21 protein-coding genes and 1 pseudogene are annotated in these 20,725 nt (G+C 64.1%); 8 read left to right on the plus strand and 14 right to left on the minus strand.

Annotation, left to right across the window (positions count from 1 at the left end; all coding sequences use genetic code 11):
- Window positions 1-10 precede the first annotated feature (10 nt).
- The 11 genes from TX80_RS02515 to paaA form a co-directional block, all read right to left on the minus strand.
- Window positions 11-1,132, minus strand: a complete 1,122-nt coding sequence (locus TX80_RS02515) for a pyridoxal phosphate-dependent aminotransferase (RefSeq protein ID WP_049921296.1) — start codon at window positions 1,130-1,132, stop codon at window positions 11-13.
- A 53-nt stretch (window positions 1,133-1,185) separates the two neighbouring features.
- Window positions 1,186-1,467, minus strand: coding sequence for a MarR family winged helix-turn-helix transcriptional regulator (locus TX80_RS02520; RefSeq protein WP_049922163.1), 282 nt, complete (start codon window positions 1,465-1,467; stop codon window positions 1,186-1,188).
- A gap of 683 nt (window positions 1,468-2,150) precedes the next feature.
- Window positions 2,151-2,927: an IclR family transcriptional regulator gene (locus tag TX80_RS02525; protein ID WP_049921297.1), complete on the minus strand. Its 777-nt coding sequence runs from the start codon at window positions 2,925-2,927 to the stop codon at window positions 2,151-2,153.
- Window positions 2,928-3,157: 230 nt separating this feature from the next.
- Window positions 3,158-3,337: a hypothetical protein gene (locus TX80_RS02530; RefSeq protein WP_049921298.1), complete on the minus strand. Its 180-nt coding sequence runs from the start codon at window positions 3,335-3,337 to the stop codon at window positions 3,158-3,160.
- A 44-nt stretch (window positions 3,338-3,381) separates the two neighbouring features.
- Window positions 3,382-3,768: a PaaI family thioesterase gene (locus TX80_RS02535; RefSeq protein ID WP_049921299.1), complete on the minus strand. Its 387-nt coding sequence runs from the start codon at window positions 3,766-3,768 to the stop codon at window positions 3,382-3,384.
- A gap of 63 nt (window positions 3,769-3,831) precedes the next feature.
- Complete coding sequence (paaK, locus tag TX80_RS02540) at window positions 3,832-5,115, minus strand: phenylacetate--CoA ligase PaaK (RefSeq protein ID WP_049921300.1); 1,284 nt, start codon at window positions 5,113-5,115, stop codon at window positions 3,832-3,834.
- A 108-nt stretch (window positions 5,116-5,223) separates the two neighbouring features.
- A complete protein-coding gene (gene paaE, locus TX80_RS19270) occupies window positions 5,224-5,394 on the minus strand; it encodes a 1,2-phenylacetyl-CoA epoxidase subunit PaaE (protein WP_195893018.1) in 171 nt (56 codons plus the stop codon).
- The gene (paaD, locus tag TX80_RS02545; RefSeq protein WP_049921301.1) at window positions 5,391-5,810 is read right to left on the minus strand and encodes a 1,2-phenylacetyl-CoA epoxidase subunit PaaD; all 420 of its coding nucleotides are present in this window, start codon (window positions 5,808-5,810) and stop codon (window positions 5,391-5,393) included. The genes paaE and paaD overlap by 4 nt, the downstream gene beginning before the upstream one ends.
- Window positions 5,810-6,703 carry a 1,2-phenylacetyl-CoA epoxidase subunit PaaC gene (gene paaC, locus TX80_RS02550; RefSeq protein ID WP_049921302.1) on the minus strand — a complete coding sequence of 298 codons (894 nt, stop codon included), beginning with the start codon at window positions 6,701-6,703 and terminating at the stop codon, window positions 5,810-5,812. The genes paaD and paaC overlap by 1 nt, the downstream gene beginning before the upstream one ends.
- Window positions 6,703-7,020 carry a 1,2-phenylacetyl-CoA epoxidase subunit PaaB gene (gene paaB / locus TX80_RS02555; protein ID WP_049921303.1) on the minus strand — a complete coding sequence of 106 codons (318 nt, stop codon included), beginning with the start codon at window positions 7,018-7,020 and terminating at the stop codon, window positions 6,703-6,705. Before paaB ends, paaC begins: the two co-directional genes overlap by 1 nt.
- Before the next feature lie 2 nt (window positions 7,021-7,022).
- Window positions 7,023-7,967 (minus strand): 1,2-phenylacetyl-CoA epoxidase subunit PaaA, encoded by a 945-nt coding sequence (paaA, locus tag TX80_RS02560; protein ID WP_049921304.1) that lies wholly within the window; start codon window positions 7,965-7,967, stop codon window positions 7,023-7,025.
- Window positions 7,968-8,067: 100 nt separating this feature from the next.
- Between paaA and TX80_RS02565 the strand changes: the two genes are divergently transcribed.
- From TX80_RS02565 to TX80_RS02590, 6 genes are all read left to right on the plus strand, one after another.
- Window positions 8,068-8,715, plus strand: coding sequence for a helix-turn-helix domain-containing protein (locus TX80_RS02565; protein WP_049921305.1), 648 nt, complete (start codon window positions 8,068-8,070; stop codon window positions 8,713-8,715).
- A gap of 138 nt (window positions 8,716-8,853) precedes the next feature.
- Window positions 8,854-10,023 carry a thiolase family protein gene (locus TX80_RS02570; RefSeq protein WP_049921306.1) on the plus strand — a complete coding sequence of 390 codons (1,170 nt, stop codon included), beginning with the start codon at window positions 8,854-8,856 and terminating at the stop codon, window positions 10,021-10,023.
- Window positions 10,024-10,118: 95 nt separating this feature from the next.
- Window positions 10,119-11,405 (plus strand): phenylacetate--CoA ligase PaaK, encoded by a 1,287-nt coding sequence (gene paaK / locus TX80_RS02575; RefSeq protein ID WP_049921307.1) that lies wholly within the window; start codon window positions 10,119-10,121, stop codon window positions 11,403-11,405.
- A gap of 138 nt (window positions 11,406-11,543) precedes the next feature.
- Window positions 11,544-12,002, plus strand: a complete 459-nt coding sequence (locus TX80_RS02580) for a MaoC family dehydratase (RefSeq protein WP_049921308.1) — start codon at window positions 11,544-11,546, stop codon at window positions 12,000-12,002.
- A 113-nt stretch (window positions 12,003-12,115) separates the two neighbouring features.
- Entirely contained in the window at window positions 12,116-12,880 is a 765-nt protein-coding gene (locus TX80_RS02585) for an enoyl-CoA hydratase/isomerase family protein (RefSeq protein ID WP_049921309.1), read from the plus strand.
- Window positions 12,881-13,483: 603 nt separating this feature from the next.
- Window positions 13,484-14,704, plus strand: a complete 1,221-nt coding sequence (locus TX80_RS02590) for an outer membrane protein assembly factor BamB family protein (RefSeq protein WP_195893019.1) — start codon at window positions 13,484-13,486, stop codon at window positions 14,702-14,704.
- Between the two features lie 88 nt (window positions 14,705-14,792).
- Here TX80_RS02590 and TX80_RS02595 read toward each other — a convergent pair whose 3' ends face one another.
- Window positions 14,793-15,968, minus strand: a complete 1,176-nt coding sequence (locus TX80_RS02595) for a M24 family metallopeptidase (protein ID WP_049921311.1) — start codon at window positions 15,966-15,968, stop codon at window positions 14,793-14,795.
- Between the two features lie 429 nt (window positions 15,969-16,397).
- Between TX80_RS02595 and TX80_RS02600 the strand changes: the two genes are divergently transcribed.
- The gene (locus TX80_RS02600) at window positions 16,398-16,925 is read left to right on the plus strand and encodes an Lrp/AsnC family transcriptional regulator (RefSeq protein ID WP_049922164.1); all 528 of its coding nucleotides are present in this window, start codon (window positions 16,398-16,400) and stop codon (window positions 16,923-16,925) included.
- 85 nt (window positions 16,926-17,010) lie between these two features.
- On the opposite strand, the pseudogene TX80_RS02605 reads toward TX80_RS02600, so the two are convergent.
- Window positions 17,011-18,177 (minus strand): annotated as a pseudogene (locus TX80_RS02605) (3-hydroxyacyl-CoA dehydrogenase); the annotation flags it as partial.
- A gap of 66 nt (window positions 18,178-18,243) precedes the next feature.
- Window positions 18,244-19,335: a phosphotransferase family protein gene (locus tag TX80_RS02610; protein WP_049921312.1), complete on the minus strand. Its 1,092-nt coding sequence runs from the start codon at window positions 19,333-19,335 to the stop codon at window positions 18,244-18,246.
- Window positions 19,336-19,539: 204 nt separating this feature from the next.
- Between TX80_RS02610 and TX80_RS02615 the strand changes: the two genes are divergently transcribed.
- Window positions 19,540-20,568 carry a lysylphosphatidylglycerol synthase transmembrane domain-containing protein gene (locus tag TX80_RS02615; RefSeq protein WP_230198663.1) on the plus strand — a complete coding sequence of 343 codons (1,029 nt, stop codon included), beginning with the start codon at window positions 19,540-19,542 and terminating at the stop codon, window positions 20,566-20,568.
- Window positions 20,569-20,725 lie beyond the last annotated feature (157 nt).

Here is a 20,725-nt window from a genome sequence, read left to right on the forward strand (position 1 = left end):
AAGACGGCCGTTAGAAGGAGGTTCGAGTAACCGACCGCATCACTTCCAGCGACTCTTTCAACTCCGGTATTCCGGTCGCATACGACAGTCGAGCGTACCCCGCGCCGTGTTCCCCGAACGCCTCGCCGGGAACGACGACGACGCCGTTCTCGAGCACCGCCTCGCACCACCCTTCGGGTACCTCCGGCATCGCGTAGAACGCCCCCTCGGGCGTCGGCGTCGGGAGGCCGATGTCTTCCAGCCCGTCGAGCAGGACATCGCGCCGGTTCTCGAACGCGTCGACCATCTCCTCGATGGGGTCCTGTGGCCCCGTCAGCGCAGCCGCCGCGGCGTACTGGGCCGGCGCGCTCGCACAGGCCTGGACGTACTGGTGGACGCGCAACATCCGTTCGATGCGATCGGAACTCGCGACGACCCAGCCGAGTCGCCAGCCTGTCATCGAGTACGCCTTCGAGCAGGCGTTTACCTGGACCACGTTGTCGGTCGTCGCAAACGCCATGGGACTGTAGTGGTCGCCGTCGAACACGATGTGTTCGTAGACTTCGTCGGACAGGCAGACGACATCCCGTTCGTCGGCGAGACGAGCGAACGCGCGCATATCCGCTTCGGACTGGACTGCACCCGTCGGGTTGGCCGGGCTGTTGACGATAAACAGCGACGTGTCGTCGGTGATCGCTGCTTCGACCGTCTCGGGGTCGAGGGTCAGGTCGTCCCTGAGTGGGACGGGTTTGGGCGTCCCGCCCGCGAGCAGTATCAACTGTTCGTATGCAACGAACCCGGGATCCGGATAGATCACCTCGTCGCCCGGCTCCACGTGGGCCTCGATGGCGATATGGAGCGCTTCGCTTCCGCCCGCCGTCGCGATGACGTCGTCCGGATCGACCGAGAGCCCGTTGTCCCGTTCGTACTTGGTACTGATCGCCTCCCGGAGTTCGGGGATCCCTTTGTTCGACGTGTACGAGTCGACGGTCCCCTCCTCGATCGCGGTGAGAGCGGCGTCCCTGGCGTGCTCGGGCGTCGGAAAGTCCGGCTGTCCGATGCCGAGGTTGATATCGTCCTCGCTTGCAGCCTCGAACACTTCCCTGATTCCACTGATATCCATCTCTTCGACGCGCGTTGCGTATCTACTCATTGTTGGATCGCTTGTCGTTGATGTGGTGCGTTCTCACGTCGTTTGTCCGCGAGCTACCGGTTCGGCTCCCTGTCCTCGAGCGTCAACCTGTACAGACGCTTCCGGGCGTCGGTCCAGCAGTGCCTGCTCTCGAGGTGATCGTCGTCCTCCAGCGTGTTCACCGCGTGACGGACCGTTCTGGCCGGAAGCATCGTTTCCTCGACGAGATCCCGCTGTGTCATCTCCCCGTGGACGGTCAGGACTTTCGCAACGAGCTTCGCGCTCGGTGGGTACTCCCGCAACTGAGAGGCGTTCTGGCCCCAGGTCTGCTCTCGTGGCTGGACACCGTATGACATGATCGCGTCTATACCCTCATATTCCGTCGTGAAAACTGTTTCGTTGTGAAAGATCGTGTTGATGTCGCGGACTCGCACCGGTTCGGGCGGGCTGAAACCGGACAACGGACCCACTGGTTCCGTGCGTTTCTGGCCGATCGCCGTCGAGGTTGTCCGAGTGATTCGGATAGATGACCGTTCGCACCGGATACCGATACTGACTTCACAACGGGTAGAAAACCGATCGTCGGATTTCTTCGGCCGGGAGCGCCGATTCTTTTCGAACGAATCGGTCGAAGGGGTAGAATACGATCCGAATAGCTCGAATTTCGTCCGAAAGTGATAGAAATCCATGGCTCTTGACACCAGTGAAAGCCGACCGAACGGGCCGCATACCGTCTCGTCACGGCGCTTGACTGCAGGCGATACGGAACGAATCATACGGAACCGAAACCGTCACAGCGACCGAGACGCAGTACTTGTCGGGCGGAAACGGATGGAATAACAGCCCTGTATTTACAACTGTACATTCGTAATTCACTGCCGCGTTCGGTGGGGGAAGAGGAACAAGTTACTCGGACAAACGACGGAAGCGCGATCGGGTGACCGGCCACGACCGGATCCCGACTCGACCGGGATCGGGTGCCCGAGTCGACGGTGGGTCGAACCCCTGTCGCCCCGGGCACGGCGGGGCCCGAACAGTACTACGTCGAACTGTATCGAAGGTTGATATGGATCTCGTCGATCGCCGCGAGGAGTTTGTCCGGGAGTTCGTCTTTCAGGTAGTCGCCTTTCACCCGGTTTGCCGGCCCGGAGATGCTTATGCCGCCGATCGGCGTCCCCTCGTCGTTCCGGATCGGTGCACCGACCGCGTTCAGCCCCTCGATCGATTCGCCGGTGTTGAACGCGTACCCCCGGTCCCGAATCGCCTCCAGTTCCTCACGGAGTGCATCCGCATCGGTGATGGTGTGATCGGTCATCCGCAACAGGCCCTGTCGATCGATGATCGCCCGGAACTCTTCCTCGTCGAGATACGCCAGTATGGCCTTGCCCGCGGCGAGTTGGTGAAGGTATCGTCGCTGTCCAACCCGTGCGGAGGTCCGCAGCGGGCTGTCGCCCGATGCTTTGTAGAGGTGGACGCTGAAATCACCTTCCTTCGCGACGAGCCAGACCTTTTCTCCGGTTTCTTCGGCCAGTCGATCGACCTGTCGCCGACCGACATCGAAAAACGGGACGCGGTTGCGGGCGCTGATCCCGAAGTCCAGAAACCGAAGGCCGAGGTAGAACCCGCCGTCCTCCCTGACGAGCAAGTCGTTGTCCTCGAGCGTGAGGAGATGCCGGTGAATCGTACTGCGAGCGAGATCCAACTCGTCGGTCAGTTCGTCGAGCGTCCCGCCGGGGTTTTGCTTCAGTTGCTCGAGGATCCGGATCGACGACTCCGTCGTCGTGACCGGCCGATTCGATCGCGAGGTGTCGTCCATGTCCCCTTATCGAGGGAGGGACGGTTTAGTTTTTGTTCTGGCAGAAAACAACACCTGTATCCGCGTCGAAAATTCGAACGGCCGTCGGTGCTACCGCGTCCGTCCCGGCAGGTTCGACGAGCCGCCGGTGGCCAGCAGGCGACGCGTTCGAAAGATTCGAACGCGACCCGCTCCCGTCGTCGGTTTTCGGTATTCGAACGGTCGCGATCGTTTCGGGAGCCGACACCGGATCAATCGGGACCGCTCTCGTCGTCGATGAGCCGTCGGATCTCGTCCTCGGACAGGAGATCGATCAGCTCCGCGTCGCCGTTCCTGTAGGCCTCCAGCTCCGACTCGGAGAGGGACGCCTCGAGCCGTTCCCCCTCGAGCGCGTCGTCGATGTCTTCCGGATCGTACCCGGGTACAGGCATGGCGACACGTCCCACCTCGAGGGCCTTATAGTCCGGTTCGACCGTTAGCCGGTCTTGTAGACGCCGCGCGCGTCGGCGATGTGGGTCTCGTCGTCTTCGGCGTACACGTCGACGTCGACGACGCCGACGTCGTTGCCACAGCGGACGACGTCGGCTTCGGCGTAGAGATCGCCCGTCCCGGCGCTGAGATAGTCGATCCGCATGTCGATCGTCGGCACCGGCTGGTCGACCACCGAGACCAGCGCCGCCCCGCCGACGGTGTCCGCGAGCGTGAAGGTGACGCCGCCGTGGGCCATCAGCTGGTCCTCGTTCCAGGAGAGGTCCTCCGTCATCTCGAGTCGGCCCTCGGCGTGGCCGTCGGCGCATTCGGTGACGTCGATTCCGAGCAGGGACGCGAAGGGCATCCCCTCGAAGAAGGATTCGATGTCCATGCAACACGGTTGTCCGCCGAACGATAATAAATGTGCCAGCTAGTGGAACCGTTTGCCTCGACGTCACCGGTGGTCGAAGACCCGCCTTACCTTCCCGACCTCGGTCCGTTCGATCGTTCCGTACTCGACGAGTTCGAGCGCATCGGGCGTGATCGACAGGGCGTTCGCTAATCGCTTGCGGACGGCCGCACGGAGTCTGTCAGCGTCACCGTCGAACCCCGCTTCCAGTTCGATCGTGAGTTCGAAGCGATCGAGGGCGTCCTCGCGGTAGAGATCGATGCGGTAGTAAGGAGCGACGGCGTCGAACTCGAGGACGACGGCTTCGATCTGGCTGGGATAGAGGTTGACGCCACGGACGATCAGCAGGTCATCGGTGCGGCCGGTGACGCCGTCCATGCGGACCATCGTGCGGCCACACTCGCATTCGTCGTAGGTGAGTGTAGTCAGATCGCCGGTGCGGTACCGAAGCACCGGCAGGGCCTCCTTCGACAGCGACGTCAGAACCAGTTCGCCCTCCTCGCCCGCCGGCAGCGGTTCGCCAGTCTCTGGGTCGATCACCTCGGGATAGAAGTGATCTTCCCAGACGTGCAGTCCGGACTGAGCTTCGCGACATTCGACGGCGACGCCCGGCCCGATCAGTTCCGAGAGGCCGTAGTTTTCGATCCCCGTCGCGTCCAGCCGCGATTCGATCTCCTCGCGCATCGGCTCGGTGCAGGGCTCGGCTCCGAAAAGGACCGTCGAGATCGACAGCGCCCGGGGGTCGACGCCCATCTCCGCGGCCGTTTCGGCGAAGTAAATCGCGTACGACGGCGTACAGCCGAGCGAATCGCTCTCGAGATCACGCGCGAGTTCGACCTGTCGCCGGGTGTTGCCGCTGCTTGCGGGGATGACCGTCGCCCCGAGTTCCTCGGCACCGCCGTGGAACCCGAGCCCGCCCGTAAAGAGCCCGTAGGCGTAGGCGTTCTGGAACGTCTCGCCTCGCTCGATCCCCGCCGCTGCCATCGATCGAGCCATCACCTCGTTCCAGCGGTCGAGATCGGAGCGGGTGTAGGCGACGATCTTGGGATTGCCGGTAGTACCGGAGGAGGCGTGGACGCGCCGGATGCGGTCGTCGTCGACGGCGAACAGCCCGTCGGGGTACTCCTCGCGGAAGTCGGCTTTGGTCGTCAACGGCAGCGCCGAGAGATCGTCGACGGTCTCGATTTCGGCCGGCGAAATACCCGCCGCGTCGAGGGTCTCGCGGTAGAACGGAACGGTCCGGTAGGCGTACTGGACGGTCTCGCGGAGCCGTTCGTTCTGTGTCACCCGTAACTCCTCGCGGGGCACTCGTTCGATACGCTCTGGCATGCGTTCGTCTTTCGCTCACGCAATCGATCCTCAAAACCTTTCGTCCGATCGGGGGTCTCGGGTCCGGCGAGCGTCGCGATGTCCGTTCGGCTCCACGGTCCTGACAGTTCACTCGAACTTCTCGAAGGGCTGTTCGCAGTCGCGACAGTAGTGCATCGATCGACAGAGCGACGGCCCTTTCGGGTGCTCGCGGACGGTATCGGTCGACTCGCAGTACGGACACTCCGCGCCGCTGTCGTCCCCGCCCGTCGTCACGCTCGGATCGGATGCGCGTCTCATACGCTCAGCCCGAACTCCCGCAGGTCGTCCTCGCCCTGTTGGGTTACCATCTCGACGGACCACCCCGGACTCCACACCAGCCGCAGGTCCACCTCGTCGACGCCGTCGACGGAGTCGACGCGACGCTCGACCTCGTCGGTGAGCATGTCACGGGCCGGACAGCCCGAGTAGGTGAGCGTCATGTCCACGGTCGCAACGCCGTCCTCGACGGCCACGCCGTAGAGCAACCCGAGGTCGACGATGCTGATCGGCATCTCGGGGTCGTCGATATCGTACAGGACTTCCCACACGTCGGCCTCGAGACCGGTGGCATCGTCGCCGGTCGCCGGGAGGTCTTCGCTTGCCGTCCCCTCGCGGTACTCGGTGTACGCACAGGGCGTGGCGTCGCCGTCCGGGTCAGGAACATTACTACTCATTAGTCTGGATTGGACATGATCTTGGTCGGTTCGCTCCGCTCGAGTTCGCGGTACGTGTGCGTGAATTCGTCGTAGAGATCCGCCCACGCGTCGGTGTGGGTGCCGTCGCGGCCACGCGCGTCGGGCAGCAGGTCGTCGGTCGCCTCGAACGCGAACTCCTCGTCGCCGTCCCGTTCCGCGACCGGAACCGAGAGATCGAGCGACTCGAGGAACGGGACGACGGTCGACAGCCACTCGGTGCCCATCTCCGCGAGGGTCGCCTCGCGCAGACCGAGATCGACGATGTCGTCCTCGAGGTCGCCGCGCATAGCGTCCGCACCCGCACGCGGCGCGGACGGTTCGAAGATCGTCAGCGCGTATGGGAACAGCCGATCGAGTGCGTCCTGGACGCGCTCGTGGCCCTCGTCGCCGTCGGCGAGTCGCTCCAGCCAGTTCTGGGCGTGCTCGAGGTGGTACTCCTCCTCGCTCCGGATCTTGCCGACGCGGTCGGTGATCTTCGGATGGGCGGAGTCCTCGAGGGCCGCAAGCCGGATCTCCTCGGCGGCGTCGTAGAGGTACGAGCGGAGGACGGCGTCGGCCCAGTCGCCGTCCTCGAACGGCAATTCGACGAGCGTGCTGTGCCGGAAGTCGGCCGGATCGCGCTCGTAAACGAGATCCCGTTCCGTGAACCCGAGGTCTTCGAGCACGTCGTACCACAGGCGGGCGTGGCCGAGTTCGTCCTGTGCGTTGTTCGCCAGCGCGAGGTCGGACTCGAGGGTGGGTGCACGGACCTGCCACTCGGTGTAGCGCTCGGCGAGCACGAACTCGTCGTCGCCTAGGCGTTTCAGCAGCGCCTCGAGCGCGGCGCGTTCGCGTTCGTCGAGGGCGTCCGGATCGGCGAAGTCCGTGGCCATCAGGCGTCACCCCGTTGTTTCTCCGCGGTCGCTTGCTCGTCTTCGGATTCGACGACCTCGCTGGCGTCGGTCCCGGTCGTGCTGTAGCTCGTCGCCCACCGATAGCTCTTGTCGGTCGTCCCGCCGAACGCGACGTCCGCGTCGTCGATTTCGCCGATCTCGTCCTTGGGGACTACCCAGAGGCTGTTGGTCGGCTTGCGACGGCCGTGCTGGATGGCGGCGAACTGTTTGGCCATCTCGCGGTCCGGCGCGTGAACGTTGCCACAGTGGGTGTGGTACTCGCCCGTTTTCTCCTGTCGGAACACTTCCCAGATCATGGTCAGTCGGCCGCCTGCGGCGCGTGGCCGCCGGCGGCGGTAGCGTCGTCGCTGTCGATCGTTTCGCGAACCCACTCGACGGCCTCCTGTGCGGCCTTGCGACCGTTGATCTGTCCGAGGCCGGGTTCGTACTCGTTTTTGGCGATCGTGAAGAACTCGTCCCAGTCGAGGTCGTCCTCCTCGACCTCGTAGGTGCCGTCGTCGCGCTCGCGGATGCGCGGCTCGTCGGGGATCTCGAGGCCGTACTTCCGCGCTTTCGGGATGTACTGATCGAGAAAGGCATTGCGCAGCGCGTCGTTTGACTGCTGTTTCAGGCCGACGTCCGACGCGAAGTCGTGGTGGGTGCTCTTGTCGTCGGTCGGGCCGAAGAACTGGATGATACGCGGCCACCACGTCTCGAAGGCCTCCTGAGTCAGCCGCTGTTCCTTGCGGGAGCCGGTCATCAGCTCCTTGAGGATGTCCTCGCCGTGTTTGACGTGGAACCCCTCCTCGAAGCAGACCTTGTCCATCGCGTGGGCGTAAGGCTCCCAGCTGGTCCGCCGGAGCGTCGCCTGTCGGCGCATCGCCGCCCCGTCGACGAAGAAGGCGATCATCGGCGTCTCGACCCAGCTCTCCATCGGGTAGTGAAAGCAGTTGAGGAACTTTCCGTCGCCGTTTGCCAGATCGTCGAGCATCTCCTCGCGGGTTTTGACGCCCAGCGACTCGGCCGCCCGGTAGAGCAACTGCCCGTGGCCGATCTCGTCCTGGACCTTCGCGGAGAACGCCAGCTTGCGATCGATGCTGGGCGCTTGCCGGATGAACGGCCGCTCGAGATACGCCCCCATGATCTCGCTGTTGGCGTGGAACTCGATCATCCGCGTCGCCGCCTCACGATACTCCTCCGGGAGGTCGTCGGCGGGGCTGAACTCCCGCGGGCCCGCTCGTTCTTTGACCGTGTCTAGGTCCATGGTCTCGACCGAATGTACGTTGGTAACATCCTTATCCATTGACCGCTATATAACGAGGTTTTAAATATTGACGCCGTATAGACGATCGTACGGGTTCCGCATGATCGACGAATGCCTCGCCGTCGAATTCCGGGTGCGAAACGACGACTGTCCGCTCGCGGAGGCGACACGGGGTGCCAACGTCGAAATCGATGCACAGCCGCCCCAGCACCGAAACGACGGGTACGATCTCCTGCAGTTCAGCTCCTCCAGAAACGACCGACTTACCGCGCTGCTCGACGGGGACGACCGGATCACGTATCTCCACGTTTCGAAGACCGACGGTCGCTATCGGTACCGGTGTCTGTCGAAACACCCGTGTGTCGTCCACCGGCTGATCGACGGGGGACTCATCGTCGAGACGCTGTGTTACCGCGACGGCGCGGCGACGATCTCCGGGGCCGTCGTCGGGCGCGACGTCCTGAAAGGCGTCATGGAAGCCGCCGGCGATACCGTCGGCGTCCAACTCGAGCGGATCTATCCACTCCAATCGGAAGCCAAGGAGATCCCGAGTCAGCGGTGGGATCTCACGCCGCCCCAGGAGGAGTGTATCCGTCAGGCCCTCGAGATGGGTTATTTCGAGATCCCGCGGGAGACCTCCACGGAGGCGGTCGCCGACGAACTCGGGATCAGCAAGTCCGCGTTCCTCGAGCGGCTTCGCCGGGCCGAACAGTCGGTGTTCGAACGGATGTTCGGCTCGAGCAACTGATGGATCGGACGGGAAGCGTGGCGGAAGAGACCGATCGACGCCCGTCCGTCCAGCGCCTCGATGATGCGGGCCGCTGCAAACGAGCGCAACCGGCCCGCGGGCGAAGGTTTAACTCGAGTTCGGTCGACTGACAGGACGATGTCCGAAGTCGAGGCCGTTATCGTCGACGCAGTACGAACGCCACAGGCGCGAACGGATGGCGGACTGGCCGGGACCTACCCCGAGGACCTCGTGGTTGCGGTACTCGAGGCGCTGGTCGACCGGACGACCGTTCCGGCGGCCGACTGGGACGACTTCCGACTCGGGTGTGCGAATCAGGAAAACGAGCAGGGGCGAAACCTCGCCCGGCAGTCGCTGCTTGCCGGCGGCTTCCCGGAGTCGGTCCCGGGGGCCACGCTGACCCGCCTCTGTGGGTCCTCGCTGACGGCGCTCGTGGACGCGACGCGGGCGATCGAGGTCGGTGATGCCGAGGTCGTCCCCGTTGCCGGCGTCGAGCACATGAGCCGCGTACCGTTCTCCGACTGGCTCCACCCCGCCATCGAAACGCGGTACGATCCGGACGCGCTCCCGATGGGTGCGACCGCAGAGCGCATCGCCCGGGAACACGACATCGGTCGCGAGGAACAGGATCGGTTCGCCCTCCGTTCACACGAGCGTGCGGTCGCCGCCCGGGAGGCGGGTCGGTTCGACGACGAAATCGTCCCCGTCGAAACGGGCGGGCCGTCGGAGCGCCGACGGGACGCTGACGAAGCCGCGGTCCTCGAGCGGGACGAAGGCCCGCGACCCGACACGGACCTCGAATCGCTCGCCGACCTGCCGACCGTCTTCGCCGACGACGAGGCGGCGACGGTCACCCCGGGTAACGCCTCGCCGCTGACCGACGGCGCAGCCGGCCTGCTCGTGACCAGCGCCGACTACGCGAGGGAGTACGGACTCGACGTTCTGGCTCGCGTTCGGTCCCGAGCCGTCGCCGGCGTCGATCCCCGCGTGATGGGGATCGGCCCGGTTCCCGCGACGCGGACCGCACTCGCGGAGGCCGATCTGACGATCGACGATCTCGACCTCGTGGAACTCAACGAGGCGTTCGCCGCACAGAGTCTCCACTGCAAGCGCGAACTCGGGATCGACGACGATCGACTGAACGTCAACGGCGGGGCGATCGCGCTTGGCCATCCGCTCGGCTGCTCCGGCGCTCGTATCACGACGACGCTCGTCCACGAACTCGAGCGCCGCAACGGCCGCTACGGTCTCGCGACGATGTGCGTCGGGTTCGGGCAGGGGGTCGCGACGATCGTCGAACGGCCGTAGCCGGTCCGTCGGTGCCCGTCCAGAGACACGGTACTCAGTGATTGGTACACATACCCCATGATTTTTGTTTCGGCACTCCGGAGTGATGTGTGAGGATGAGTTACACGCAGATAGAAACGGCCCCGAGAGCGGAGATCCGGGCACTGCAGAACGAACGGCTCCGCGAGACCGTCGAACACGCGTACGAGAACGTCGAGCACTATCGAACCGCACTCGACGCGGCGGGTATTTCGCCGGCCGAAATCGAGACCGTCGACGATCTCTCGGCGCTGCCGCTGACGACCAAAGCCGACTTCCGCGAGGAGTATCCCGACGGGCTGTTCGCCGTCGACGACGACCGCATCCGGCGCGTCCACGCCTCCTCCGGTACTACCGGCAATCCCAAGATCGTCGCCTACACCCGCTCCGATCTCGAGGTGTGGAGCGAAGTCGTCGCGCGGTCGCTCGCGGCGGCCGGGGTTGAGCCGGGGCAGACGGTCCAGAACGGGTACGGCTACGGACTCTTTACGGGCGGGCTTGGTCTCCACTACGGCATCGAGGAACTCGGGGCGACGGTCATCCCGGTCGGGGGTGGACAGACCCAACGGCAGGTGGAGCTGTTGCGGGACCTCGAGAGCGACGTCCTTTCGTGTACTCCCTCGTACTCGCTGTATCTCGCGGAAACGGCCGCGGAGATGGGTATTGACGTCGCCGACCTGCCGGTGTCGACGGTCCTTTTCGGAGCCGAACCCTGCACCGAGCCGATGCGCGAGGAGATCGAATCGCGGCTGGGCGTCACGGGGATCGACATTTACGGGCTGTCGGAGATCATCGGCCCCGGCGTCTCGAACGAGTGCCACGAGGCACAGGACGGACTGCATATCTGGGAAGACCACTTCTACCCCGAGGTGATCGATCCGGAGACTGGCGAACCGCTGCCGGCGGGCGAGGAGGGCGAACTCGTGTTGACGTCGCTGTCGAAGGAGGCCCTGCCGGTGCTTCGGTACCGCACCGGCGATCTGACTACACTCACCTACGACGAATGCGAGTGCGGCCGTACGATGGTCCGCATGGACAACGTTACCGGCCGCGCCGACGATCTGTTGACCGTCCGCGGCGTCAACCTCTATCCCAGCCAGATCGAAGCCGTCGTCCTCGAGTTCGACGCCGTCGCCCCCTACTACCGCATCGATCTCTATCGCGAGGACGCCCTCGACCGGATGGAACTGACGATCGAACGCGAACCCGGCTTCGACGGCGATCTCGAGGCCCTTCGGGACCGCGTGCTGACCCGCCTGTCGAACGTCCTCTCGTTTACGCCGGACGAACTGGATATCGTCGGGCCGGGCGAGATCGAACGCACGCAGGTCGGGAAGGTAAAACGGGTTTACGATCACCGGTAGGTCGGCCATCGCTCGCCGAGTCAATCGGGACCCCACCCCAGCAAGTCGCTGTTGGAACGGACCGTCGGTCCGATCGCACGCTCCGTTTCGGGGGATTATCGAAGTAAACTATTTGTGTTGTGGTTGGGATGTCTACATATGGCATACAGCTACGAGCCACATCACTTCGAGGACTTCGAACCGGGCCAGACGTTTCAGAGCGTCGGCCGGACCGTCACGGAAGCCGATTTCGTCATGCACTCGGCGCTGAGCGGTGACTGGACCGAACTCCACACCAACAGGGAGTACGCGGACGACGGCCCTTTCGACGGCCGCATCGCCCACGGCCCGATGACGTTCGTCCAGGCGACGGGTTTCGTCTACCGCACCGGGATCGTCGAACGGACCGCGTACGCGTTTCTCGGAATGAACTACATGGATCTCCCCAATCCGGTCTACATCGGGGACACCCTCTCGCTCGAGATCGAGGTCAGCGAGAAGAAAAACGTCGACCACGACGACGCCGGCATCGTCGTCCTCGATACCGAGATGACGAACCAGGACGATACCGTCGTCTTTCAGGGCGACATGAAGTTCCTCATCAAACACAGGGAGTAGCCGGCGCGACCGGCGGTAGTCCCGGTGTCGGAACAGGACGGTCGCGTCGGTCGTTCCGTCGCCGAGTCGACCGTGGGCCTACCACGAAGTGATCGCCGGACACACGACCGTGCATGCAGGTCCACGACGAGGACAGCGTCCGGTATCTCACGTTCGACCGCCCGGAGGTTCGAAACGCGTTCACGGCCGACGCCGCCCGGGAACTCGCGGCCGGACTCGAGGACCTCGATCCCGAACCGTTCGACGCCGTCGTCATCACCGGGACCGGGGACGCGTTCAGTGCGGGCGGGGATATCGAAGCGATGGCCGACCGCGACGAGACGACCTCGGAGGCGTACGATCGCGTCAGGGAAACGCTCGGGCGGGTCGCCGAGCGGATGCTGACGGCTCCGGTGCCGATCGTCGCGAAGGTAAACGGCGACGCCGTCGGAGCCGGACTGTCGCTGGTCGCCGCGTCGGATTTCGCCTACGCCGCCGACTCCGCCCGCTTCGGAGCGTCGTTCGTCAACGTCGGACTCGTCCCCGACGCGGGCGCAACGGTGACGCTCCCGCGACTCGTCGGGTTGCGGACGGCGAAAGAACTCGCGTTCACTGGCCGCCTCGTCGATGCCGCAACCGCCGCCGACCTCGACATCGTCACCGCCGCCGTCCCCGACGAGGCCCTCGACGACCGGATCGACGGCGTTCTCGAGACGCTCGCGGCCCGGCCGACCGAAACGATCGGCCTCGCGAAGGAAGCCATCCACGAGAACCTCGGGCGACCGCGGCGAGACGGACTCGAGCGAGAGGCGCGCCTCCAGTCGGCCGCGTACGACACCGCCGCCCACGAGGAAGGCGTCGACGCGTTTCTGAACGATCGTCCGCCTCGATTCGAGTAACGGTCCGGAGCCGCGTCGGTTCGTCACCGTCAGGACCGGCGGACTCCGTCGGGAACGTGCCTCACAGAAATCGGAACCATGGAACGTAGTACACCAAATAATAAAAAGTATGTTATTAGTCCAAAACAGTCAAGATAAGGACCTATATTAACGGAGGAGTTTCACAGTCGTGGATAGTGCGATTAAAGCGTCGGAAAACGGAACACACGCCCAGTAAGTGGATCGAATCGGGAACCGTTTCCACGGGTCAGTTTTGGCCCAAAGTATCGTCCGCACACCCACACATATGCTGATTTCGTAGCTTTCGATAGCAGTTCATCGCCACCTCTACTCCAGCAAATAACTGCTTTCCGATATAATAAGTAGACAGATATTAGATGTCGAGACGCGTTCGGGATGCGTCGGTCTCACACGTTGCACCGCCCCCCGATCCGGATTCGCTCGGCGGCGAACGAAGGATCGTTCCCGTCGTCGGCTTCGGTACCGGCGATGCCCTCGAGTCGGACGCGGTTTCCCGTGCGTATCGCGTTCTACCGCGTGAATTCGAAACGCGGACGGGCGGAAACAACAGAGTCAAATACGCAAATGCCACTAGTGGAACAAATGGCTTCCGGACGGTCGTCGATGATGAACCGTCGGGCGGTACTGTCGCTTTCCTCGGTCGCGATAGCGACGTCGGTCGCCGGCTGTACGGGGCTCCGGACTCGGCTTCGGGAACTGCGTCTGGGAAAGCCGGTGCGACGGGTCGCCGCCGACTGGCAGCCAGCCCCCGGCCAGTGGCCGATGGACGGGTACGATCACGCTCGAACGAAGTCCAATCCGTTCGCGACGCCGCCCCGAACCGAGCCGGAACCCGCGTGGACGTACGACGAGAGCGGCGGCGTCGACTCGCTGGTCGTGATCGACGGGACGGTGTTCGTCCGGACCGAAAGCGCCCTCGCCGCGGTGGACGCGACCGACGGCAGCGAACGATGGCGACGGCCACGGGACGGCAGTGGCAGTCTCAAATACGTCGCCGGCCGGCTGTACGACATCAGGGACCATTCACTGCGGGCGCTCGATCCCGATGGAACGGAGCAGTGGTCGACAGCGCTGGACGAAGCGTACTATTTTCTGCTCGAGCGCGACGGATGGGTGATGCTGTGTGCCCGTGATTCGGTCATCCGACTCCACGCGGATACGGGCGATGTCGTCTCCGAAGCCGAACGTGACGCGTATGGACCGGCAACCGACGGCGGACTCGTCTACGCCGGCAAGTTCGACGTGTCCGCGTTCGAGTTCGAGGACGGCGAGTTCGTCACCCAGTGGACCGCCGACGACGAGGAGGCGTACGAGAGCGCCGCGTCCGTGGTTTATTCCGGTGATCGGCTCTATCGGGTGGAACGAACGTTCCCGAGTCGAGAGTCGATTCGGCTGACGGTATACGATGCGACGGACGGCTCGCAACTGACGACCGTTCCTTTCGACCGCACGCCCCTTTCACCGGCCGCCGACGGGAATTCGGTCTACGTGAGTAGTTCGATCCTCACGGCGGGGAGCGTCGGTGCCGATGGACGGCTCGTCGCGCTCTCCGAGGACGGCGACGAGCGCTGGCGGTTCGACCCCGGTGCGGGCCTTCGATCTCCCGTCGTCGCCGACGGGACCGTGTACGTCGGCCCGTTTGCCAACGATCGCGTCCCACTAGTGGCGTTCGACGCCGCGACCGGGGAAGAGCTGTGGCGACGGGAGGTCCCCGGGACACCGGAACTCGCGGTCGCCGGGGACACGCTGTACGTCGGGACCAGCGACGGCGTCCATGCGTTGCGGGAAGCTTCCCAGCCGTAACCCGCTCCCGAGAGGGCGTCGGTTCGAGGACGGCACACGACCGTTCAGCGGGCGACTATCCGATAGTCGAACGGAACCGATCGGAAACCTACAGTACCCGAAGCTCCCGGGGATAGTCGGTCAGATTCTCGTAGCCGGTCTCGGTCACGACGACGACGTCCTCGAGGCGGACACCGCCGGTACCTCGTTCGTACAGTCCCGGCTCGACCGCCACGACGTGGCCGGACTGGAGTTCCCCACCGCCCCAACTGAGCCGCGGCAGTTCGTGGACGTCGAGGCCGACGCCGTGTCCGGTACTCCCGAGGAAGCCGTTCTCGGTCGCTTCGTCGGTTCGCGGCGTCGGATACCCCTCGCGTTCGAACACCTCACAGACCGCCTCGTTGACCGCTTCACCGGTCACGCCGGGTTCGATGGTCTCCAGCGCTTCGTCGTGTGCCTCGCGGACCAGCGCGTACCAGTCCCGGATCGTCGGGTCCGGGTTCCCTTTCACGAACGTTCGCGTCATGTCCGAACAGTATCCCGATGCCTTGCCCTGTGGGGCGATATCGACGATGATCGGCTCGTCGGCTTCGATCGGTCCCGACCCGACTGCGTGACCCACTGCTCCCTCAGCCCCGGCGGCAACGATACAGTCGCACACTCCACAGCCTTCCGAAAGCAGCGTCGCTTCGATCGTCCGACGAACGCGTTCGCTGGTCAATACGTCTCCATCGACGGACAAGACGCCGTCTTCGACGGTCGCACGTTTGAGCAGGTCTTCCGCTGCTGCCATCGCTTGCTCGTTTGCCCGCTGTGTCTCGACGACGTGTTCGATCTCGGTCTCGGTTTTTACCGCACGGAGGCGCTCGACCGGCTCGTCGTAGACGGGTTCGATTTCGATCCCCCGATCGCGCAGGATGGCGGCGGTCCCGGTCGGGAACGAGTCCGGAACGGACACCGATCGAATCCCGTACGCGGAGAGAAACGCCGCAGTGATGAGCGGTCTGGCTTTCGCCCGCCCGTGTTCGACGACCAGGCTCCCGTACTCGAAGTCCGAGAACCGTCTGACCGTCTCGGCATCGCTCTCGGCACATGCCCGCGTATATTCGAGATCCGGGACGAGAAGCCGGATCCCGTCGTCAGTATACAGCGTGACAAAGACACCCGGCATGCGGTAGCCCGAGAGATAATACTGGTTGCTCTCATCGCTGGACGCGACGAGCAGGTATCCATCGGTCCCGTTCTCCTCGAGAACCGTCGATAGCTGTGGATCGGTTGAGTCCATTGCCACAGCTATTGGAAACCCAACTGATAATGGTGGCTACTGTCGTCCCCGAACTGCGAGAGCGACCGATAGCCGAAGGGACGTCTCGCCGTCGAAATATCGAGTCTCGTCCGAATGCCGGCCGGCGTCGCTCACCAGTTATCATCACTATAAACATCATATCACACAATAATAGAACACTGACGCTCGAGAGGGGTGATCGGAGACGAGCGTCCCCAAACTAACTTTACATCGGAAACCAAACGTCCGAACGCTGCGACGTGGGGGTAGGGGGAGGAGACGGTCGGGCGTCGGAACGACACGATCGGATCGATCCCGACGCGGTCGGGTACGTGTCTCGTCGGTGGCCTGCATCTCCGGAGATCGCCGAACTGCGGCCAACGAACCAAACACGTAACTGACGCTATGAACGACGACATCTACGACGATATGACCGGAAGCGAGCCACCGAACTGGGACTTCAAGGACCGCGACATCGCTATCCTCTGTGAACTCTCGAACGACCCACAGCTGTCGTCTCGGGAGTTAACCGACGTTCTCAAGACCGAATACGACATCGACGTCTCGCACGTAACCGTCAGCGAATCGATCCGACGGATGCGTGATGAGGGGGTGTTCCGGGAGGCGATCATTCCGAACGAGGAGTACTACATCTTCGCGCTGTTTGAGTTCAAGTTCAATCCGGAACACTTCGCGGAGAACTGGCGCGACGCGATGGAATACATCAAAGAGGACAAACACACGCTGTTTTTCTTCCTCTCGAACGGGGAATACCAGTGGAAAACGGTGATGATGTTTCGTTCCCGCGAACAGATCTCCAAGTGGATTCACGACTGTTACAAAGACCACGGCGACGTGATCGCGAACCTGCGTAATACCGCGGTCCACAACGTTCTCAAATTCCAGACCGATCCGCGAATCTATCAGGATCTGAGAGCGGAGAGCACCGACCAGTAGCGCGGCCGCTGTTTTCCACGGCGCGATCGGCGTTGCACCGTCGATGCTTTCTCGAGTCGGACGGCCTCGGCTAGGAATCGGGGCCGTCGTCGTACTCGTAGAACCCTTCGCCCGCTTCCGTGCCCGTCTTCCCGTCCGCGACGAGGCTCTCGAGCGTCGGATGCGGTTCGAACCGATCGGCTCCCGTCTCCGCGGCGAGCGTCTCGAGTTTCTCGAGGACGGTCTCGAGGCCGATCTCGTCCGCGCGGCGACAGATGCCCTCGGGAAACCCCAGTCCTAACCGGACGCCGGTATCGATCGCTGCCGGCGTCGCGACGTCTTCGCCGACGAGAAACGCCGCACGGTCGATCATCCGTGCTTCGACGCGCAGGGTGTCGAACCCCTCGCCGTCTCCGCGTTCGTAGGTGACTCCCTCGTCCTCGTAGTCATAGTAGCCCGCACCGCTCTTACGGCCGAGATCACCGCTCTGGACTTTTTCGGCCATAACCGGCGGAATGTCGGCGTCACCTTCCTGCCGAACGTGGTAGCCGACATCGATACCGGTCATGTCGGCGAGTTCGAACGGTCCCATCGGATAGCCCCGCCGATGGACCATCGCGGCGTCGGCCTGTCGGACCGTCGCGTCGCCGTTCGAGACCATCCATGCGGGTTCGCCGCAGAAGGGACCGACGATCGAGTTGACGACGAAGCCGCGGACGTCCTTTCGAACGCGGATCGGCGTCTTGTCGATCGATTCGACCCAGTCGACGCCCCGTTCTATGGCCGCGTCGCTGGTCTCGGCTCCGGAGATGACTTCGACGAGATCCATCTTCACCGGCGGGTTGAAAAAGTGCAGTCCGAGGACGCGTTCGGGCGCATCGACGGTCGCTGCGATCTCCGTGATCGGGAGACTCGAGGTGTTGGTGGCAAGCAGCGTCTCCGCCGTCGTGGCTTCCTCGAGATCGTCGAAGAGATCGCGTTTCAACTCGAGGGATTCGGGTGCGGCCTCGACGACGAGGTCCGCGTCCGCGACGGCGGATTCGAGATCCGTCGTCGTCTCGATCCGATCCAGCACGGCGGCGGTCGGTTCGTCGAGGCGATCCGCGAGTTTCTCGAGACTCCACCTGATCCGGTCGTAGCCGTCGTCGACGACCTCCTGATCGATGTCCCGCATCGTGACCTCGTAGCCGGCGATGGCGGCGACCTCGGCGATTCCGTGGCCCATGCTTCCCGCGCCGAGAACGGCGACGCGGTCGATGCCTTCCAGTGTCATGGTCCTGCTGTCTACGGGCAAACGCTTAATCCCACCGACACGATCGCGGATGTAGATGTGGACGGGTTACAGCGGTTCGTCGCCGTCGATGATCCGCATCGCCCGGGCGGCCAAGGCCGGGACGCGCGCTTCCATCTTCGGGTACATCGGATCGTCGCTGTTGCCCTCGAGATACCGCCGGAAGAACATCTCGCCGAGCGCGGCCAGTTTGTAGACGGCGAGCGCGCGGTAGAACCGTTCGTGCTCGAACGCGAACCCGGTTCGCTCCTCCCAGCGGGCGACGAGTTCGCGCCGGGTCGGATACCCGTCCCGCGCCATAAACTGGGTCGTGAGTTCGGGAACCGCGGGGTCGGGGTCTTTCGGATCGCGCCAGTACGAGAGCATCCAGCCCAGATCCGCCCGCGGGTCGCCGAGCGTCGCCATCTCCCAGTCGAAGACGCCGACGAGTTCCGGCAGTCGGGCCGTCTCGTCCGCCGGGTCGGTCTCCGCCGCGAACATGACGTTGTCGAGTTTGTAGTCGCCGTGGACGAGCGCCTTCGGGTGCGTCTCGGGGACGTTCGCCCGAAGCCAGTCGCCGACCTCGTGGAGGTCCGGCACCGCCCGTTCGGTTTCGGTCACCTCGAAGGCCCACGAGAGCTGTTTCCCCCAGCGATCGACCTGCCGCTGGGTGTATCCCTCGGGGCGGCCGAACGCCTCGAGTCCGATGGCCTCGATATCGAGGTCGTGGATCGTGGCCAACGTGTCGGCGAGTTCCTCCCCGATCCGCCGGCGGGACTCGGGGTCGGCGAAGCGGTCGGGCTCCCCCTCGCGGAGGACCGCCCCCTCGAGTCGCTCCATGACGTAGAAGTCGCTGCCGATGACGTCGTGATCGTCACAGGCGAGGACCGGATCGGGAACCGGCACGTCGGTGTCGGCGACCGCGGTCAACACGCGGTATTCCCGGAGGACGTCGTGGGCGGTGTCGGCGGTTTCGCCCGGCGGCGGTCGCCGAACGACCAGTTTCCGGTCGCCCCAGGTGACAAACAGCGTTTCGTTCGAGTGGCCTTCCTGATGTCGCTCGACCGCGTAGTCGTCCGCGTCGCCGAGGTGGGTCTCGAGGTACGACGCCAGTGCGTCCTCGTCGACGAGCCGGTCGTAGTAGGAGTCGTGCTCGCTCATGGTTTCGGTGATAGTGGCCGAATCGGCGGCCGTCGGCTCGCGGTGGCTTTCGACATGACGTACGGTACCATAACGCCCCTCGTTAACGAAAATAGTTACGCTAGATTTTCCATTTTACAATGTTCAAACCTGTGTGGAAAAACGGCACCCATCCCCCGTCGGAAAGTCGCGCCGTTTACGGTACGGCGGGTTCCACGTCGAGTCGTGACGGACGATCGACGAGCGAGAACGGGGGGTATCTCGCGGCCGCAACTGCTCCGTATCGGAGCCGGGTTCGCCGTCGCAGTCGTCCTCCTGCTCGTTCTCGCGGTCGGGATCGGACTCGAGGAGCTTCGGGAGACGCTCTCGAACGCGGCCCTCGAGTGGGTCGTGGTCGCCTGTCTGTCGACGGGGCTGTGTTTCGCAGCCTGGACGCGGGGATGGCAGCTCGTTCTCGGCGTCGCCGACATCGACGAGTCGTTTTCCCGGCTCTTCGTGACCTATCTGGCGGCGATGTTCGCAAACTCCGTGACGCCGATGGGGCAGGCAGGCGGCGAGCCGTTTATCGCGTACGTCCTCTCGACGGAGACGGGTGCGAGCTACGAGGACAGCCTCGCGAGCGTCGTGACCGCCGATGCGCTGAACCTGGTGGCGTCGTTCAGCCTCGCAACGGTCAGTCTGGGCGTGCTCGTCTGGCGGATCGACCTGCCCGGTGCGGTCGAGCCGATCGCCGGAGCGGTTGCCGTCGTCGCCGTCGGTATCGTGGCCGTCGCGACGGTGGGATGGCGGTTCCGACCCGAACTCGAGCGATCGGTTAGCGGGTTGCTGGTACCGGTCATTCGCCGGCTCCCCGGCGTGACGGTCGCGGGTATCCGCAAACGAGTGGCCGAACTGCAAACCGCGTTCGGCCGCATCGCCGACGAACCGCGATTGTTGGTTCGCGTGTTCGCGTTCGCGTATCTCGGCTGGGCGCTCTACGTCCTCCCGCTGTACTTCGCCGGTCGCGCGTTCGGGATCGCCGTGGATCCCATCGTCCTGTTTTTCGTCGTCTCGGCGAGCATGCTCGCCGGCTACATCCCCTCTCCCGGCGGACTCGGGAGCATCGAGGCCGTTTTGACCGGGCTGTTGGTTGCGCTGCTGGCGCTGGGATCGACGGAGGCGTACGCCGTCGCTCTCACGTACCGCCTCTCGACCTACTGGCTCGCCGTCGTCGCCGGCGGCCTCGCGACGCTCGCGCTCGTCCGCCGGTGGTAGGGCAGCCCGTTCGTCACGCGTCGCTATAGGAACAACTGGCCCCGTTGATAATTTTCAGGTGGTTTAGTTTGGAGCACTCGGCCACTACACGTGTGTACTGAGCAGAAACGCGAGGATAGAATTATACTGCCGCTGTTCGACTTCTCGATCCGAGCAC

The organism is Halopiger djelfimassiliensis (genome assembly GCF_000455365.1).
Taxonomy (GTDB): domain Archaea; phylum Halobacteriota; class Halobacteria; order Halobacteriales; family Natrialbaceae; genus Halopiger_B; species Halopiger_B djelfimassiliensis.

Excerpts from the sequence above, each read along its gene's own strand:
- paaK (WP_049921307.1), top strand. The coding sequence starts at position 10,119 with ATGAGTTACACGCAGATAGAAACGGCCCCGAGAGCGGAGATCCGGGCA.
- TX80_RS02515 (WP_049921296.1), bottom strand. The coding sequence starts at position 1,132 with ATGAGTAGATACGCAACGCGCGTCGAAGAGATGGATATCAGTGGAATC.
- TX80_RS02525 (WP_049921297.1), bottom strand. The coding sequence starts at position 2,927 with ATGGACGACACCTCGCGATCGAATCGGCCGGTCACGACGACGGAGTCG.
- paaE (WP_195893018.1), bottom strand. The coding sequence starts at position 5,394 with ATGAGACGCGCATCCGATCCGAGCGTGACGACGGGCGGGGACGACAGC.
- paaA (WP_049921304.1), bottom strand. The coding sequence starts at position 7,967 with ATGGACCTAGACACGGTCAAAGAACGAGCGGGCCCGCGGGAGTTCAGC.
- TX80_RS02600 (WP_049922164.1), top strand. The coding sequence starts at position 16,398 with ATGACCGGAAGCGAGCCACCGAACTGGGACTTCAAGGACCGCGACATC.
- TX80_RS02570 (WP_049921306.1), top strand. The coding sequence starts at position 8,854 with ATGTCCGAAGTCGAGGCCGTTATCGTCGACGCAGTACGAACGCCACAG.
- TX80_RS02590 (WP_195893019.1), top strand. The coding sequence starts at position 13,484 with ATGGCTTCCGGACGGTCGTCGATGATGAACCGTCGGGCGGTACTGTCG.
- TX80_RS02565 (WP_049921305.1), top strand. The coding sequence starts at position 8,068 with ATGATCGACGAATGCCTCGCCGTCGAATTCCGGGTGCGAAACGACGAC.
- TX80_RS02610 (WP_049921312.1), bottom strand. The coding sequence starts at position 19,335 with ATGAGCGAGCACGACTCCTACTACGACCGGCTCGTCGACGAGGACGCA.
- TX80_RS02535 (WP_049921299.1), bottom strand. The coding sequence starts at position 3,768 with ATGGACATCGAATCCTTCTTCGAGGGGATGCCCTTCGCGTCCCTGCTC.
- paaB (WP_049921303.1), bottom strand. The coding sequence starts at position 7,020 with ATGATCTGGGAAGTGTTCCGACAGGAGAAAACGGGCGAGTACCACACC.
- TX80_RS02520 (WP_049922163.1), bottom strand. The coding sequence starts at position 1,467 with ATGTCATACGGTGTCCAGCCACGAGAGCAGACCTGGGGCCAGAACGCC.
- TX80_RS02580 (WP_049921308.1), top strand. The coding sequence starts at position 11,544 with ATGGCATACAGCTACGAGCCACATCACTTCGAGGACTTCGAACCGGGC.
- TX80_RS02585 (WP_049921309.1), top strand. The coding sequence starts at position 12,116 with ATGCAGGTCCACGACGAGGACAGCGTCCGGTATCTCACGTTCGACCGC.
- TX80_RS02530 (WP_049921298.1), bottom strand. The coding sequence starts at position 3,337 with ATGCCTGTACCCGGGTACGATCCGGAAGACATCGACGACGCGCTCGAG.
- paaK (WP_049921300.1), bottom strand. The coding sequence starts at position 5,115 with ATGCCAGAGCGTATCGAACGAGTGCCCCGCGAGGAGTTACGGGTGACA.
- TX80_RS02595 (WP_049921311.1), bottom strand. The coding sequence starts at position 15,968 with ATGGACTCAACCGATCCACAGCTATCGACGGTTCTCGAGGAGAACGGG.
- paaC (WP_049921302.1), bottom strand. The coding sequence starts at position 6,703 with ATGGCCACGGACTTCGCCGATCCGGACGCCCTCGACGAACGCGAACGC.
- paaD (WP_049921301.1), bottom strand. The coding sequence starts at position 5,810 with ATGAGTAGTAATGTTCCTGACCCGGACGGCGACGCCACGCCCTGTGCG.